11 protein-coding genes are annotated in these 14,930 nt (G+C 39.2%); 7 read left to right on the top strand and 4 right to left on the bottom strand.

Annotation, left to right across the window (positions count from 1 at the left end; translation table 11 throughout):
• Positions 1 to 9 precede the first annotated feature (9 nt).
• The 5 genes from V7K38_RS14990 to V7K38_RS14965 all read left to right on the top strand — a co-directional run bounded on the left by V7K38_RS14990 (position 10) and on the right by V7K38_RS14965 (position 6,894).
• The gene (locus V7K38_RS14990; protein ID WP_334858892.1) at positions 10 to 408 is read left to right on the top strand and encodes a hypothetical protein; all 399 of its coding nucleotides are present in this window, start codon (positions 10 to 12) and stop codon (positions 406 to 408) included.
• Between the two features lie 21 nt (positions 409 to 429).
• Positions 430 to 1,806: a cytochrome P450 gene (locus V7K38_RS14985; protein WP_334858890.1), complete on the top strand. Its 1,377-nt coding sequence runs from the start codon at positions 430 to 432 to the stop codon at positions 1,804 to 1,806.
• Between the two features lie 433 nt (positions 1,807 to 2,239).
• Complete coding sequence (gene panP, locus V7K38_RS14980) at positions 2,240 to 3,877, top strand: pyridoxal-dependent aspartate 1-decarboxylase PanP (RefSeq protein ID WP_334858888.1); 1,638 nt, start codon at positions 2,240 to 2,242, stop codon at positions 3,875 to 3,877.
• A 773-nt stretch (positions 3,878 to 4,650) separates the two neighbouring features.
• Positions 4,651 to 5,670 carry an Npun_R2821/Npun_R2822 family protein gene (locus V7K38_RS14970; RefSeq protein ID WP_334858886.1) on the top strand — a complete coding sequence of 340 codons (1,020 nt, stop codon included), beginning with the start codon at positions 4,651 to 4,653 and terminating at the stop codon, positions 5,668 to 5,670.
• A 276-nt stretch (positions 5,671 to 5,946) separates the two neighbouring features.
• Positions 5,947 to 6,894, top strand: a complete 948-nt coding sequence (locus V7K38_RS14965) for a glycosyltransferase family 2 protein (protein ID WP_334858884.1) — start codon at positions 5,947 to 5,949, stop codon at positions 6,892 to 6,894.
• Positions 6,895 to 7,028: 134 nt separating this feature from the next.
• On the opposite strand, the gene V7K38_RS14960 is transcribed toward V7K38_RS14965, so the two are convergent.
• Positions 7,029 to 7,745 (bottom strand): ParB N-terminal domain-containing protein, encoded by a 717-nt coding sequence (locus tag V7K38_RS14960; RefSeq protein ID WP_334858882.1) that lies wholly within the window; start codon positions 7,743 to 7,745, stop codon positions 7,029 to 7,031.
• Positions 7,742 to 9,124 (bottom strand): AAA family ATPase, encoded by a 1,383-nt coding sequence (locus V7K38_RS14955; RefSeq protein ID WP_334858881.1) that lies wholly within the window; start codon positions 9,122 to 9,124, stop codon positions 7,742 to 7,744. The genes V7K38_RS14960 and V7K38_RS14955 overlap by 4 nt, the downstream gene beginning before the upstream one ends.
• A 257-nt stretch (positions 9,125 to 9,381) precedes the next feature.
• Between V7K38_RS14955 and V7K38_RS14950 the strand changes: the two genes are divergently transcribed.
• A complete protein-coding gene (locus V7K38_RS14950) occupies positions 9,382 to 9,753 on the top strand; it encodes a zinc ribbon domain-containing protein (protein WP_334858879.1) in 372 nt (123 codons plus the stop codon).
• Positions 9,754 to 9,825: 72 nt separating this feature from the next.
• Here V7K38_RS14950 and nblS read toward each other — a convergent pair whose 3' ends face one another.
• A complete protein-coding gene (gene nblS, locus V7K38_RS14945) occupies positions 9,826 to 11,772 on the bottom strand; it encodes a two-component system sensor histidine kinase NblS (protein WP_334858878.1) in 1,947 nt (648 codons plus the stop codon).
• A 192-nt stretch (positions 11,773 to 11,964) separates the two neighbouring features.
• A complete protein-coding gene (purD, locus tag V7K38_RS14940) occupies positions 11,965 to 13,242 on the bottom strand; it encodes a phosphoribosylamine--glycine ligase (protein ID WP_334858876.1) in 1,278 nt (425 codons plus the stop codon).
• Positions 13,243 to 13,622: 380 nt separating this feature from the next.
• Here purD and V7K38_RS14935 point away from each other — a divergent pair, with 380 nt between their 5' ends.
• On the top strand, positions 13,623 to 14,570 hold the full coding sequence (locus V7K38_RS14935; protein ID WP_334858874.1) for an NAD-dependent epimerase/dehydratase family protein: 948 nt from the start codon (positions 13,623 to 13,625) through the stop codon (positions 14,568 to 14,570).
• Positions 14,571 to 14,930 lie beyond the last annotated feature (360 nt).

The raw sequence follows: 14,930 nt of genomic DNA, 5'->3' as shown, positions 1-14,930 counted from the left end.
AAAAACTCTATGGTCAATATCATCGAAAACTTAGAACAGTCATATTGTGTAATCCAAATTGGTGAGGAAGTGACTGAACAAGATACTCAGAATTATCTGGCTCGCTTTACAAATCTCATCAATCATCAAGAGCGCATAGGCTTTGCTTTTCAATACCTGGGTGGTAAACCTCGAAAATCAAAAGTCGCCGAAAAAATGGAGAGTCAGTGGCTGCGTGTACATAAGAAAGAACTTGAAAAATATTGTTTGGGTATAGCTATGGTTACTTCTCCTAGTATAGAATCCCTGCTAAAACGAATAATCTTGAAAGGAGCGGGAAAGCGTTTGTTTGGATGTGATTGCGAACTTTTCTATAGTATGGATAAAGCAGAAGAGTGGTTTAGGACTCGTAGCCAAAGTAAATCATAGGGATTGGGAATCAGAATAGCGATGAAACTACCTCAAGGGCCGAAAACTTCAGCTTTATTAAACAATATTAAATTCGCCTCTGATCCTTTAGGCTATATGGATACTCTTGCCAAGGATTATGGCGATATCTGCACCATAAATTTTGGTAATACACCGACAGTTTTAGTGAGCAACCCAGAGGGAATTAAGCAGATTTTTACCAAAACGAAGGAGATTACAGCTCCTGGCAAGTTACAACAAATTGTAGCTCCCTTAATAGGGAACAATGGATTACTCCTGCTTGATGGAATGCGCCACCAACATCGACGGAAACTGATAATGCCTGCCTTTCATGGTGCGCGTATCCATTCCTACGGACAGCAAATTTGTGAACTAACAAAAACAGTCATCAAAAAGCAAGCTATTGGTCAATCTTTTTTACTATTCCCTACCATTCAAACTATTACCCTAGAAGTACTGATAAAAGTTTGGTCTGGTTTGCATGAAGGAGAACGTTACCAACAATTTACACAAACAATTCCAGCTTTGCTAAATTTCGCCAGAACTCCTTTATGGGAAATCTTTGCATCTTTACCCTCATTACAACGGGATTTAGGTCGATGGAGTCCGTGGGGATACTTTCTTAGTCTCCAACGACAATTGGATGATTTGGTTTATGGAGAAATTAACGAACGTCGCCAAAAATCAGATATGCTTCCCACTAACCTGCTTTCAGAACTTATATTGGCTCGTGATGAAACGGGTGAACAGCTAACAAATCAAGATATGCGGGATCTATTCCTCACATTACTACTCGGTGGTCGAGATGCGGCAGCCACGGGAATTTCTTGGTTATTATACTGGACTCATAATCTGCCTACAGTCCATGAGAAATTGCTCCAAGAACTAGATAGCCTTGGTGAATCTCCAGATCCGATGATCATTGTTCAATTGCCTTACTTAAATGCTGTCTGTAATGAAGCGCTACGACTTTACCCAACTCAGCTAGTTACATTACCAAGGCTAGTGGAATCTCCAATTGAAGTAATGGGCTATGAGTTAAGTCCAGGTACATTGTTAAGAGTTGGTATTTATTCAACGCATCAACGCGAAGACTTGTATCCACAACCTCAGGAATTTAAGCCCGAACGCTTCTTAGAAAAACAATTCTCTGCTTATGAATTTCTACCTTTTGGTGGAGGTACTCGTCGCTGTCCTGGTGAAGCTTTAGCTATGTTTGAAATGAAGCTGGTATTGGCAACAATATTGTCACACTATCAACTATCTATAGCTTCACAAGAACCAGTAAAACCACAACGTCGTGGTGCTAATTTTCCTCCAGCTTCGTTGAAGATGATAATGCTTGCTCATCGTCAAAAACAAGAGCGATCGCCAGAGTTACTCGCCAACTTAATTTAGTGTGCGAACACATCTATCTAATTGACATAAGCTAATAAGCATTTAAGTTGCATCAAACCAGTCCTGAAACAATTACTACAAAAGAATAAATCTAAAAAGATGAATGGCGATTAGCTTATCTAAATTTAAAGTACTTCCATTCCGAACCAATAATTATGTAGTAGAATGTCACCGATGATCCTATTTTGCAATTAACTTTTACACACCAGGATATCTTGCAGAATATTCTCATCGACCTGAAAGTAGGCAAGCATATATCGCCGAAAACAAGCCAGCCAACAACATCGAGTACTAACAAAGCCAAAAGACACTTAATTTCAATAAAGTGAATCAGCTGTAGCAAGTTTCTCAATTAGTCATTGAGCGTTCAAAAAATAAATGACAGCCTTCACTAAAAAATGCCATAAAAAGCCAAAATAATCTAAGTCAAACAATGACAATAAGCAAACAAAATATCCAAAAACAAAATTACTTTTTGGAAAATGAGCAATCTTTGCAATATGAAATTGAAGAACAAATAATAGAAGTATTTACTTCATCTGGCAAAGCAAATCTTCACGATATAGATGGTTTAGTTGATAACATATCCCAAAACTTCTTAACCACAAGTGATATAAACACTGATATTGAAATAGATTCTTTATTAGGTAGGTTTTCTAATAGCAAAATACCTACTAAACCTGCTAATTTTCAAAGCTATCTCAAATACTTAACTAACAATGTTATTGATCATTCAATACACACATCTTCGCCTCGATTTATTGGTCATATGACCTCTGCACTTCCCAGCTTTGTATTTCCTATTGCCAAACTGATGACGGCAATGAATCAAAATGCAGTTAAAATAGAGACAGCTAAATCCCTAAGCTTCTGTGAACGAGAGGCTTTAGCAATGATGCATCGACTGATTTACAACTTTTCTGATAATTTCTATGCTCAACATATTCAAAACAGTCAGAGTACTTTAGGAATCTTGCTTTCTGGTGGTACAACTGCTAACATTACAGCCCTCTGGTGTGCCAGAAATACTTCTTTGGGAGCAAAAGATGGTTTTGGTGGCATAGAAAAAGAAGGCTTAACAGCAGCCCTAGATTTCTACGGCTACAAAGGAGCAGTAATTATTGGCTCTGAGTTGATGCATTTCTCTTTTGATAAAGCTGCGGATTTAATGGGCATTGGTATACAAGGTTTGATCAGAATCCCTACTAACTCTAATAATCAAGTTGACATACAAGCACTACGCGAAGCTGTTGCAGAATGTCATGCTCAGAAATTGCTGATTATTGGTATTATAGGCGTTGCTGGCACCACAGATTCAGGTGGAGTAGATTCGATCGCGGAGATTGCAGAGATTGCACAAGCAGCTAAAGTTCATTTTCATGTAGATGCTGCCTGGGGTGGGCCACTCATTTTTTCTGAACAACATCGACATAAACTTGCTGGTATCGAACGGGCTGATTCAGTAACCATTGATGGACATAAACAAATGTATCTGCCGATGGGCATTGGGATGGTTTTTTTCCGCGATCCTGATCTGGCGAAAGCAATCGAAAAGGAAGCAAGCTACACCATGCGTAAAGGGTCATTTGATTTAGGTAAACGTGCTTTAGAAGGTTCTCGACCAGGTATGGCTTTATTCTTACATGCTGGGCTAAATCTGATTGGACTTAAGGGATATGAATTTTTGATTGATGAAGGAATTCGGAAAACTCAATATATGGCAAATAGGATTTGTACTATGCCCGAATTTGAGTTGTTAGCTAAACCTGATACTAATCTACTGATATATCGTTACATTCCAGAGTCATTGAGAGAGCTTGTAGTTAAAAATAATTTGACCGAAATCGATAATCAACTAATTAATCAAATTAATGAAAATATCCAGAAAAACCAGCGCCAAAGCGGTAGAACTTTTATCTCGCGGACAACAAAAACTACTATCTGTTTTGATCAGGAAATTCCGATTATTGCTCTGCGTGCAGTAATCGCTAATCCACTCACTAGCGAAGAAGATATTGAAGCGGTTTTAAGCGATCAAATTCAGATTGCTTCTGAAATTACAATAGGATAATTTATAGATTTCACTGAGACGCTAGACTAGTTCTGACTTTTCACGGGATGTGGAAAAGGGGATTGGTTCGCGTTCTCTCATATCGCTTTTAGTCTAAACTCTAGTTTTGTTAAGAGCCATTCGATTATATCTAGACGTTGCTGTTGGTTAAAAATTCCAACACTTCCTTTATGTGCTAACTTTAAACCCTCAAGTCCATGAAGAAAAAATATCTTTTTACACTTACTAATAAAACCAGATGAAACGCCTAGTATTGGCATAATTGCCTCATGCTTGTATCTTGAGAGTAACATCTTGACTGCGTTGGCGAAGCCTTGCCGAAGGCATCGCTCGTTTGGCCTCACGCAAGCAAGTCTAGGCTATTTTCGATAAACTCTGTTAGCGATATCAACTCTTGGAGAGGGTTCGCCAACGGTGAGCTTCGCTAACGCATCCACATTGCCAAAACCCCTCTATAGTCGCAAATAGTACTTAACTTATCTTCTCTTCAGTATTTTCTGCGCGTTTGATTCAGGATTGCTATAGCATTGCTGATTTTGGTAAAGAGCGATCGCAGCAGGCGCTTTATTATCATTCGCGCAGTGTCTCGTAGAGAAGATTATAGTGGCGGAATGTTAGTATCCATCTAAACCAACCAAAATCGCTTGCTCCTTGCCCTCAGCACAAAGCGTAAAAATGTGTATATTACTGGTTATTTGGGAATAATATCTCAGTCAATAACAATAACATTGTCTGCGTTACTCAGTAACTAAAGATAAAAAGGATTTATCAAAATGGATTCTTTCGGTATTTACACCCTTGCTAATGATGTAGTCTTTGACCAATTAGTAGCTTTGCTAAACAGCATTGAGGTGAATGTTAGCGCAGATATTCCTATTTGTATTATTCCATATAACGAGCGACTAGATTTAGTTAGGCAAGAAGTTAATACTCGCAAGAATGTAACCCTCTTTGATAATTGGGACATAATTCAACGCTGGGAAGAATTTGCTCATCAGGTTTGGGCTGCCCATCCTAGAGAAAAAGAGACGAAATTATTACGTCCTAGTTGGTACAAAAGTCATTTGCAAAGAAAGTTTGTTGCCTTTGAGGGGATTTTTGATAAATTCGTATTTTATGACGGTGATAGTTTGGCAATGAAGCCACTCAATAATGTAATCGATCGGCTGGAAAAATACGATTTTGTTTTTGATGATTGGGAACACATTAAGGACAAAAGTGTTGCAGCGTTAAATATTCCACTTTTAGAAAAAACTGGACTTTATACAGAAGCAGATATACGTCCTAAGCTGCATTGTTCTAGCTTTTTTGGTTCAAAAAAAGGATTATTATCTGTACAAGAAATTGAAATAATGAAGGAGCAACTAATTACCCAGAAAGAAGTTGAATGGATTAATGGAAATGGATGGTGGGATGATGCTTTTTTGTTTAACTATATGACCTTGCGCTGCGATCGCCCACTCTTTAACTTTACACTTAGTCCCAATGGAGAAGATAGAACAGGCAACTGTGCTAATGCAGATCCCTTTATCAATATTAATAATGTTCTTTACAATCAAGAAGGTTTAAAGCCGATTCATCGCATTCATTATATGAGCTATTCTTCTCGTGATTTTGCCCAGTTATGTCAAGGACAAGATGTTAATATCTGTTATGCAAATGAGTTTTTACACTATCGTTTTCTCAAGCACCCAGAACAAAGACCAAAACAACTAAAACCACTGAGTATAATTGCCAAAACCAATAAGTTTTTCAGCAAAACAATGAATAAGATTCAAAGAACTCTCCGCTAAATATAGATTAATACTGCGAGGTGTAGGGGCACGGCAATGCCCTGCCCTTAGGGGTATACCTCACATAAAGGAGAACCGCTATATAGGACTAGTATTTGATTTTTGAAATATACGTAGGGTGCGTTAGCGTAGCGTAATGCACCATCCCAAGCTTCTGGTGCGTTACGACGTTTCGTCTAACACATCCTACAGATACTTATATTTTTTCAATAATCAAATATGATTCCTATAGCAATTCATATAAATCTCTATATTCTCCAGTGATTAGTATATAAAATGCCTAAAATTACTGTTTGTGTTCCTACTTTTAACCGCGCTCATCTTCTTCCTTATGCTATAGATAGCGTACTCAATCAGTCTGAGCAAGACTTTGAGCTAATTGTTTGTGATGACGGTTCTAGTGATGGTACGCCTGAATTGATGTCACAGTACACAGATGAACGAATAAAATATATCCGTCATCTCCAAAATATTGGTAAAAGTAATAATATGCGCTCTGGTTTTGATGCTGCCAGTGGTGAATATTTTATTAAATTTGATGATGACGATCGGCTAACACCCGATTTTCTTGCAAGTACCGCAGCTATTCTTACTCAAGACTCTAGTATTGATTTTGTTGGTACAGATCATTGGATAATTGATATTAATAATGTGCGTAATGAGGCAAAAACTCAAGAAAATTCTCATCGCTGGGGTAGGAAAAATTTACCAGCAGGTATTGTAGATAATTTATTGGAAGTTGTATTTATTCACCAAAGCTTTCAAGTTGGGGCAACATTATTTCGCCGTACAACCTTGCAAGAATTAGGATATATGCAGCCAAACCTGCAAAATTGTGAGGATAATGATTTATTTGTGCGTCTAGCTTTGGCCGGGAAAAAGGGTTATTATTTACCAGAATTATTGATGGAATATCGCACTCATGCAGAGCAGCAAGGTATCAATCGAGCCATTCCTTACTTTTTTGATAAAATGCGGTATTTAGAAAGTTATAAATTTGATTCTGAAAAAATAGAGACAATCAGAAAAAATCGTTTAACTGAAACGCAGTTATTATTAGGTTTGCGTTTAATTGAAAAGGGTGAAACGCAAAAAGGTAGAGAGCTAGTTTTGGCAGGACAGTCTTTTTCAACTCCTAAAGCTTGGACTGGTTTAGGTTTATCTCTGTTACCAGTTGGGTTGCGAAGTAAGGCATTTAAGGCACTGCGACAGGTGCGCGGTTAGGCTACCTCTACCTTGCAACTAACAAATTCTCTGGAGTATTTTCCTTGTACTGAATTTTTCGTGAGAAACAAGATCCCCGACTTCTTAAAGAAGTCGGGGATCTGCTAGTTGCATTAACTTATTTTACTTAATTACTAACTTCTTGACCACTCATCAATAATAGTCAAAATTGTTTTGTCACCCAAGTTTTTAACAGATTTTACTACATCACGGTAATGTTCAAATTTTTGCTTTGGCTTCTTATGTCGAGCATCTTCTATAGCTTTGGCAAGTTTTTCTGCCCCAGGAATTCTAGAGCGTTGTAACTTTATAGATAATTCATCTTTATCCAAAGAGTTCAATAAACTAAGTGGATTATTCTGTTCACCCTTTTGGGGAATAAGGTTTTCAAGTTGCTTGAACTGATTTTCTACTCTCTGTCTTTCTTGTATAAATTCTGACTTAAATTCATTGAATTGCTTCTCAAGACGTAGTTCTAAATTTGCCAGACGTGGTTCTAATTTTGTTGTTTCAGGTTGTGATCTTAGTTGTTCAATAGAAGAATCAATTCCTTTGAGAGATGCAACTTGCTTTACTACTAAATCCTCTAATTTTGGAGAGATGATAAAGGCATTAACCATTTCAGCTTGCCGAGGATTTTTTTCTCGCGCCATGACAGCAGCATAATATTCAAAATGTCCATCAACTACCGTATAGCTCTCTACTCCTGTCACTTTTACAACTAATGGTCTGATAATTCCTCCAGTTTCTACAATTATGTCTGCAAGGTTTCCCAAATCAGCCTCTGAAAAATTTGAACGAGGTTCATTAGAAGTAATACTTTTTACATCTACTAAAGAGAAATTTATCATTTCTTCAACCCTATTCCTATTAACACTTCATCTGCTAAAATTTCAAATTCCATAGCAGATTTTTGAGCATCTGATTTTACTTCTTCTGCATATTTCACAACAGATTTGGGATCAGGATATTCTAAATCTCCAACTGTTATAGTCTGATTCATACATTCGGATAGCACGGTTCTATCATAAATTACTGCTTCCATCAAAGGTAGATTGTAACGTTCTGAAATAACGCTCCTTTGCTTGGGAAAAGTATATTGTAAAAATTTAGAATTAGTAGATATTTTTGAAGCGAGGATACCCATTAATATAATGTTTGATTTTCCTATCATTTCCCTAAACTCATTAACTTCTATAATAAAGTTTTTGACACTTAATAATCCTTGATTTGCAAATGGTTTTAAATCTGAAGGAATTATCAGGTAATCAGCAGCGACAAGCGCAACTTTCGCATATAAATCTCTGGATGGAGGTGTATCAATAATAACAATATCATATTCTTCCTCTACTTTTTTTAATTTTGTAACTAACCTAGTCTTACTGGCATCAATTTGATTAAGTTTATACTGTCCTTCTATTAAATTAATATGTGCAGGAATAACATCTAATTCAGGATTGTTAAAATAATGTGATTTTCGAGTAATATCAGGTATTAAATAAAAATCACCTGATTCTAATAAATGATAGATATTAGAATCTCGCAAATCATCATCTTCATCAAATTGGAATTTAATTAATCCTGTAGCAAAAGTAGTATTTGCCTGGGAATCTATATCAATTAACAGTACCCTTTTACCTTTTTTACTTAATGCTGCTGCAAGATTGACTGCAACAGTAGTCTTACCAACGCCGCCTTTATTGTGGTAGATTGCAATCGTTTTCATTGAATGTTTCCTCTTTGTTTCAAAATTGGAATTATTTTCTATTTGAACTTCTGGTTTATCTACTAACTTTCCTTCTTTCAGACTCTCTCTACCAATTAAATTTTTAATATTTTCTAGTTTCGTCTCAACTTCTTTCCCAGAACACTGAAATACTAACTGAATGTCAGTCTGTAATTTTTGATAAATTCTAATCTCTTTCCCATTAGTCAATAATCCATACCTGACATTCAAGCTGGTTAAATAATGCCTGAGTCGGGGGACATGATTATTTAAGTTTTGTTTGGGATGCTTTGCCTCCATGACGATACTCAAGGGTGAGTTGGCATCTAAGACAAAGGGAATCACCTGTGCCGCAAATGCTAAAAAATCTAAGCGGATGCTACCAACGGCAACCTCTTGATGCCAGGTGTCAGGAGTATAGCCTAGCTGCGGTAGCAAATATTGCACTATGAGTTTGCTTTCAACTTCGCTTTCGTTACGGCATAGCTCAGGATTAAAAGGCAATATTTTTCTACCTCTAAATAATTATTGGACTTGGGACAAAACCTCATATTTGCTAGATTATGCCATAACCTTAATCATTTTGAGTGATAGAAATCACTTAAAAATCTAAATTACCGACAAAAACTTAGTACTTTTACTGGTAAAATAAGCAATTTTGAGAGATAGCTATACTCAAAATTAACAAGATACTTATGTATTTACCCATTATCCTTGTAAATGGCTAGAATCAAAGTGTTTACCTATTTGCGCTAAAGGTTTTGGCTACTGTATCTTGTCCCCACTGCCATCAACTCGTTGATAGTCAAGTTATTAATTGTCCCTATTGCCGGACAACACTTAAAGCTTACGGTCATCCCGGTATTCCATTGCACCGCGCCACTGGGGACGGGTATCTGTGCGACACCTGCACCTATCACGCTGATGATACTTGCAATTTTCCTCAGCGTCCCTACGCCAAAGACTGTACCCTCTACCAAAATATTGAAGAGACAAAGTTAGATTTGCAACAGCAGCGTTACACTAACAGTTTTGCAGTAACTGTGAAAAGTTGGGTAAAACGCAATCAGGCTTTACTGTTGTTATTTGGTTTATTATTAGTCTGTTTTTTGTTCGTGATATTAGGTTCTTGATTTGTTTTTTGTTGGGAGATGGGGTAGAAATATTAACAAATAACTAATACCCAATGCCCCATGCCCAATTCTTCAAGCTGTGGTGATTTTGGATGCTTCAGTAATAGGTTCAACTTGTATCAGTGGCGCTTTTTCCTCAAAGGCGGTTAAATCAAACCAAAAAGTTGTCCCAATGCCGACTTCACTCACGAGATGGACTTTACTACGATGTCTGTCGATAATATTTCTGACAATCGATAATCCTAAACCTGTACCTTCTAGGGTGTGAACTCGGTTTTCTACACGAAAGAAGCGTTCAAAAATCGAGTGTTGATCCTCTGTGGCGATGCCAATTCCAGTATCGGAAATTTCAATCCGCACTGGAGAAGATTGGGTGTGATTGGGCTTAAAATCTAGTTGGTAGGCGCGGATTGCCACTTTACCATCGGCTTTGGTGAATTTGAGGGCATTACCAATCAGGTTGCCAAACACTTGTACTAACAAATCGTAATTACCCATTACCAAGGGCAAATTAGGAGCAACTTCCTGAAGAAGTTCAACACCTTTATCTTTTGCATTGAGTTGGTAAGTACGCAATGTTTGCTCGATCGCTTGGGCTAAATCTATCCCATCAAAGTTATACTGGCGACCAGATTCAAGTTTTGACAGATCTAAAACATCGTTAACTAGGCGGGTTAGGCGATCGGTTTCATTATTTACTGTTTGCAGAAACTCTTGCCGTTCTTGTAAAGCTAAGTCTTCACCGTAGTCGTGCAGGGTTTCAATATAAGTTTTGATGTTAAATAATGGCGTTCTCAGTTCGTGAGAAACGTTGCTGATAAATTGGCTTTTTGCATCGTTTAATTCCACCTCACGGGTTATATCTTGGACAGTAATCGCAATGCCTTTGATGCTTTCCCTTTGCACATTGAGTACTGTAGTTAAGAGAATACGGATCGTCCGTGGGGTGGGTTGGTTAATAAAAATTCGGAATTCGGCGCTTTCGCATTCCCCGGCTGCCATTTCGTACAAAGGGCCAGTGATTTCCATTTGTACATCTGTCGGTAAGTGATGCAACAGATTGCAGCCTACCACATCAGTAGTTTCCCAGCCAAAAATTCGCCGCGCTGTGGGGTTGACTAATATCACCTGCATGTTGTTGTCAATTAACACAGCACCATCTGCGATCGTGGAAACTAGGGTTTCTAGCTTGGCTTTTTCTGCGGTCAATTCCTCAATATTCTGTTCTTCATAACGCTGTAATCGCTCTGCCATTTCATTAAAGCTTAAAATTAACTCCCCCAGTTCGCCCCCCAAAGGTAAATTAATGCGCTGCTTGAAATTCCCGGTAGTAATTTGTTTTACCCCCACCAGTAGTTCTTTGATTGGCTTAGTAATGGTCAAGGCGTTAATTACTCCTGCCAAAATCACCATTACCCAAATGGTGATAAAAACAGCAATGGTGACATCGCGGGTAAAATTGGTGGAAATGATCGCAGTCTGATTGGGATTGAATCCGATCGCTAATACACCTAAGTATTTTTGATTAACGATTAGAGGAATAAATACATCGGTAACAACACCATCTGGGGTCATGTGTTGCCGCACCATTGGCTTTTCCCCATCACCAGGGTAATCTTCTGGTAGTTGTATTCGCCGTTTAATGGTAAGGGAGTTTTTTACCTCCGCTTCCCAAAAAGGTATGCCAAAAAAGATTTCCCCATTTTCATCAGCGTAAAGCATGTAACGCACGCTAGAGGTGCTGCTGTAGAAGCGTTGAGAAAATTGGGCAACCTCACTGAGATTATTGTCAGCCACGAGGGGGGCAACATTGGCAGCAAGTAGCAGCCCCAAATCACGCCCGAAGCGGGTGTCATTCATCCGTGCATCCTGCTGAATTGTATTCACAGCCCAGAAGGTCAGACCACTCATTACCAATGAAACCACCAATGTGGCCACAGCCAGTAGTTTTGTCTGGAGTGTGAACTCAGACCACCAACTTGCGATCGCATCTCGAATTGTTTTTAACAGACTTAGCATCTTAAATAAAGTTGTTAGTAGTCTTTGTTATAAAGCCCAACAACTTAAAAATTAACAGTTAATTCGACAAATATGTTAGGGGAAGGGGGAATGGGGCATTGGAAATGGGGAATGGGGAATGGGAATGGGGAATGGGAATGGGGAATGGGAATGGGGTATTAGCTATTTCCTCAAATTCAGCACTCGCAACTCTTAACTCCTAACTCTATGCCCAATATCTCTTCGGTAATATATCCCATCAAACTGAATATATTTGATTGCGGCGTAGGCTTGGGCGATCGCTTGCTCAAAATTTTCTCCGATTCCAGTTACATTTAATACTCGACCCCCGTCTGTCACTATTTCTTGTTGCTGGTTCAACTTTGTACCTGCATGAAATACAGTTGCTCCTGTTGCCTCTGCGTTGTCAATGCCAGTAATCACCTGACCTTTCTTATAAACTCCTGGATAACCACCTGAAGCTGCAACGACAGTGGCAGATGCTCCACCTTTCCAAGCAATGGGCGGCAATTCACTTAATCGTTGCTGCACACAGGCTAGAATCAATTCTTCTAAGGGTGTTTCTAACAGTGGCAAAATCACCTGGGTTTCTGGATCGCCAAAGCGACAGTTAAATTCCAAAACCTTCAAGTCGCCATTGGGTGCAATCATTAACCCAGCATAGAGTACACCTCGGTAGTCAATCCTTTTGGCTCGTAAGGTGGCGATCGCTCTTTCTAACACTTCTGTTTGAATACGTGCCATCAATTCTGGCGTAGCGATGGGTGCTGGGCTGTATGCTCCCATCCCGCCAGTATTTTCGCCCGTATCGCCGTCACCAATCCGCTTATGGTCTTGGGCTGGCAGCAAGGGTCGAATTGTTAACCCATCAGTTAACGCTAAAACTGATACCTCTTGCCCAATTAAACATTCTTCAATAACAACAAATTCTCCAGCACTGCCAAATTGCCCCTGAAAAATTGCATCAACGGCACTTTCTGCCCGTGCAACTGTTTCAGCCACCGTTACACCCTTACCAGCCGCCAAGCCATCAGCTTTAACAACTATTGGCGCTCCCTTAGCTCTTAGATAAGATTTTGCTGCTGCTGCCTCCGTAAATACCGCAGCCTGCGCCGTCGGAATTCCTGCTTCTTGCATCAGGGCTTTTGCCCAAGCTTTACTCGCTTCAATTTGCGCTCCGGCTCTGACTGGCCCAAATACCATCAATCCTTTATCTTGGAGGTAATCTGTGATTCCCTTTGCCAAAGGTACTTCTGGTCCAACTATTACCAGAGTGATACCATTTTCGAGAGCATATCGGCTCATGCCCTCAAAATCATCTACTGCTAGGGGCAAGTTCTGGCAACGTTCCATACTTGCTGTCCCTCCATTCCCTGGTACACAGACAACTTGCTCGATTTGCTTAGATTGCAACAGTTTCCATGCCAGAGCGTGTTCGCGCCCTCCATTACCTACGACTAAAACTTTCACTGATTTCCTCGTGCGTCCCTTGCGAAACGAGAATTCCCTATTCGGCTCTCGCGGATCAATTTTTTCACCAATTATCACACTTGTGCAAGCCCCCTCATGACTAAAAGAAGCAGGGGGAGGGCAGAAAGGATTATCTATATCGGTTTTAAGCCCATCCTGTTGCTAGAATTTAAGCTTGTCAACTAGTAGATTTATTAACAGCAAAAACTAAATAAATATACTAATATTACTTAAATCTTAAGTATATTTATTTAAGTAATACTGATGTTTAAAACAGTACAATAATTGATTAAAAATCAAGCTAAAGTAATGACGATCGTTGATTATAAGTACTAACCTGTGAATATAGAAATTTATGAAAGTATCAAAAAATAGGCAACATGGCTAAAATTATCGTTACTGGATCTGCTGGCTTTATTGGTTCTCAGCTTGTAGACATATTGCTACAGCAAGGGGAAGAAGTGATCGGGATTGATGAATTCAATGATTACTACGATCCGATGTTAAAGCATAAAAATATTGCACATTTACATTCTTCACCTGGCTTTACATTAATCGAAGCAGATATTCAATTTTTAGATTGGCAAGAACTCTTAAAAGATGTTGATGTAGTTTACCATCAAGCGGCACAAGCAGGTGTCAGAGCGAGTTGGGGAAAAGCTTTTCGTGGTTACACAGAACGCAATATTAATGCTACACAAGTTTTGCTAGAAGCAGCCAAAGATGCTAAAAACCTAAAAAGATTAGTCTTTGCTTCTTCGTCAAGTGTATATGGTGATGCAGAAACATTACCCACTCATGAGGGAATTTGCCCTCAACCTGTTTCTCCTTACGGTATTACTAAGCTAGCGGCTGAAACTTTGTGCAGACTGTATCATAAAAACTTTGGGGTGCCATCTGTATCATTGCGATATTTCACAGTTTATGGCCCTAAGCAGCGCCCAGATATGGCATTTCATAAATTTTTTAAATCGATTTTGCAGGATGAGGCGATTCCGATTTACGGCGATGGACAGCAAACGCGGGAGTTTACGTTTGTTGGTGATGTCATCGCAGCCAATTTAGCTGCCGCCACCGCACCCGAAGCAGTGGGAGAAATCTTGAATATCGGTGGTGGTAGCAGAGTGGTTTTAGCAGAAGTCTTAGATACTATTGAAGAAATCGTTGGCAAACCAATCAAAAGAAACCACATAGAAAAAGCGATGGGAGATGCCCGCCACACTGCTGCTGATGTATCTAAAGCGCAGAAAATTCTTGGATATCAGCCAAAAGTCTCTCTAAGAGAGGGTTTGACACAAGAATGGCAGTGGATTAAGTCGTTGTATTAATTGGTTATTTTCCTTTGGATTGAGGCAGGGGGGATAGGGGATATGCCGCACTAGTAGGATGTGTTAGCGGCAGGTAACGCACTATTATCGAGGGTTTGGTGCGTTACGAACTCCGTTCTAATACAACGCCAGTTGCTACAACGGATAGCGCAGCGTAAAGCCAACTCTTAGAGAGGCTGCGCCAACGGCATGGCTTCGCTTAGAGCGAGTCTTCTCCCAAAGGGAGACGGTACGCGAACGAGCGTCGGGAACCTTCGTTCGGGTTCATCAGTCGCCTACAGCGCTGGATTCACCGCAACGCACTGGCTCGCCTACAATAACTAATTTTGTTCAAAAATAAAATAGTAATCCTATAGTTGA

It is taken from the genome of Nostoc sp. (assembly GCF_036917465.1).
Taxonomy (GTDB): domain Bacteria; phylum Cyanobacteriota; class Cyanobacteriia; order Cyanobacteriales; family Nostocaceae; genus Nostoc.
This window is presented reverse-complemented; position numbering and strand designations above follow the sequence as displayed.

Coding starts and splice junctions, on each gene's coding strand:
- V7K38_RS14990 (WP_334858892.1), top strand. CDS start 10: ATGGTCAATATCATCGAAAACTTAGAACAGTCATATTGTGTAATCCAA.
- V7K38_RS14985 (WP_334858890.1), top strand. CDS start 430: ATGAAACTACCTCAAGGGCCGAAAACTTCAGCTTTATTAAACAATATT.
- panP (WP_334858888.1), top strand. CDS start 2,240: ATGACAATAAGCAAACAAAATATCCAAAAACAAAATTACTTTTTGGAA.
- V7K38_RS14970 (WP_334858886.1), top strand. CDS start 4,651: ATGGATTCTTTCGGTATTTACACCCTTGCTAATGATGTAGTCTTTGAC.
- V7K38_RS14965 (WP_334858884.1), top strand. CDS start 5,947: ATGCCTAAAATTACTGTTTGTGTTCCTACTTTTAACCGCGCTCATCTT.
- V7K38_RS14960 (WP_334858882.1), bottom strand. CDS start 7,745: ATGATAAATTTCTCTTTAGTAGATGTAAAAAGTATTACTTCTAATGAA.
- nblS (WP_334858878.1), bottom strand. CDS start 11,772: ATGCTAAGTCTGTTAAAAACAATTCGAGATGCGATCGCAAGTTGGTGG.
- V7K38_RS14935 (WP_334858874.1), top strand. CDS start 13,623: ATGGCTAAAATTATCGTTACTGGATCTGCTGGCTTTATTGGTTCTCAG.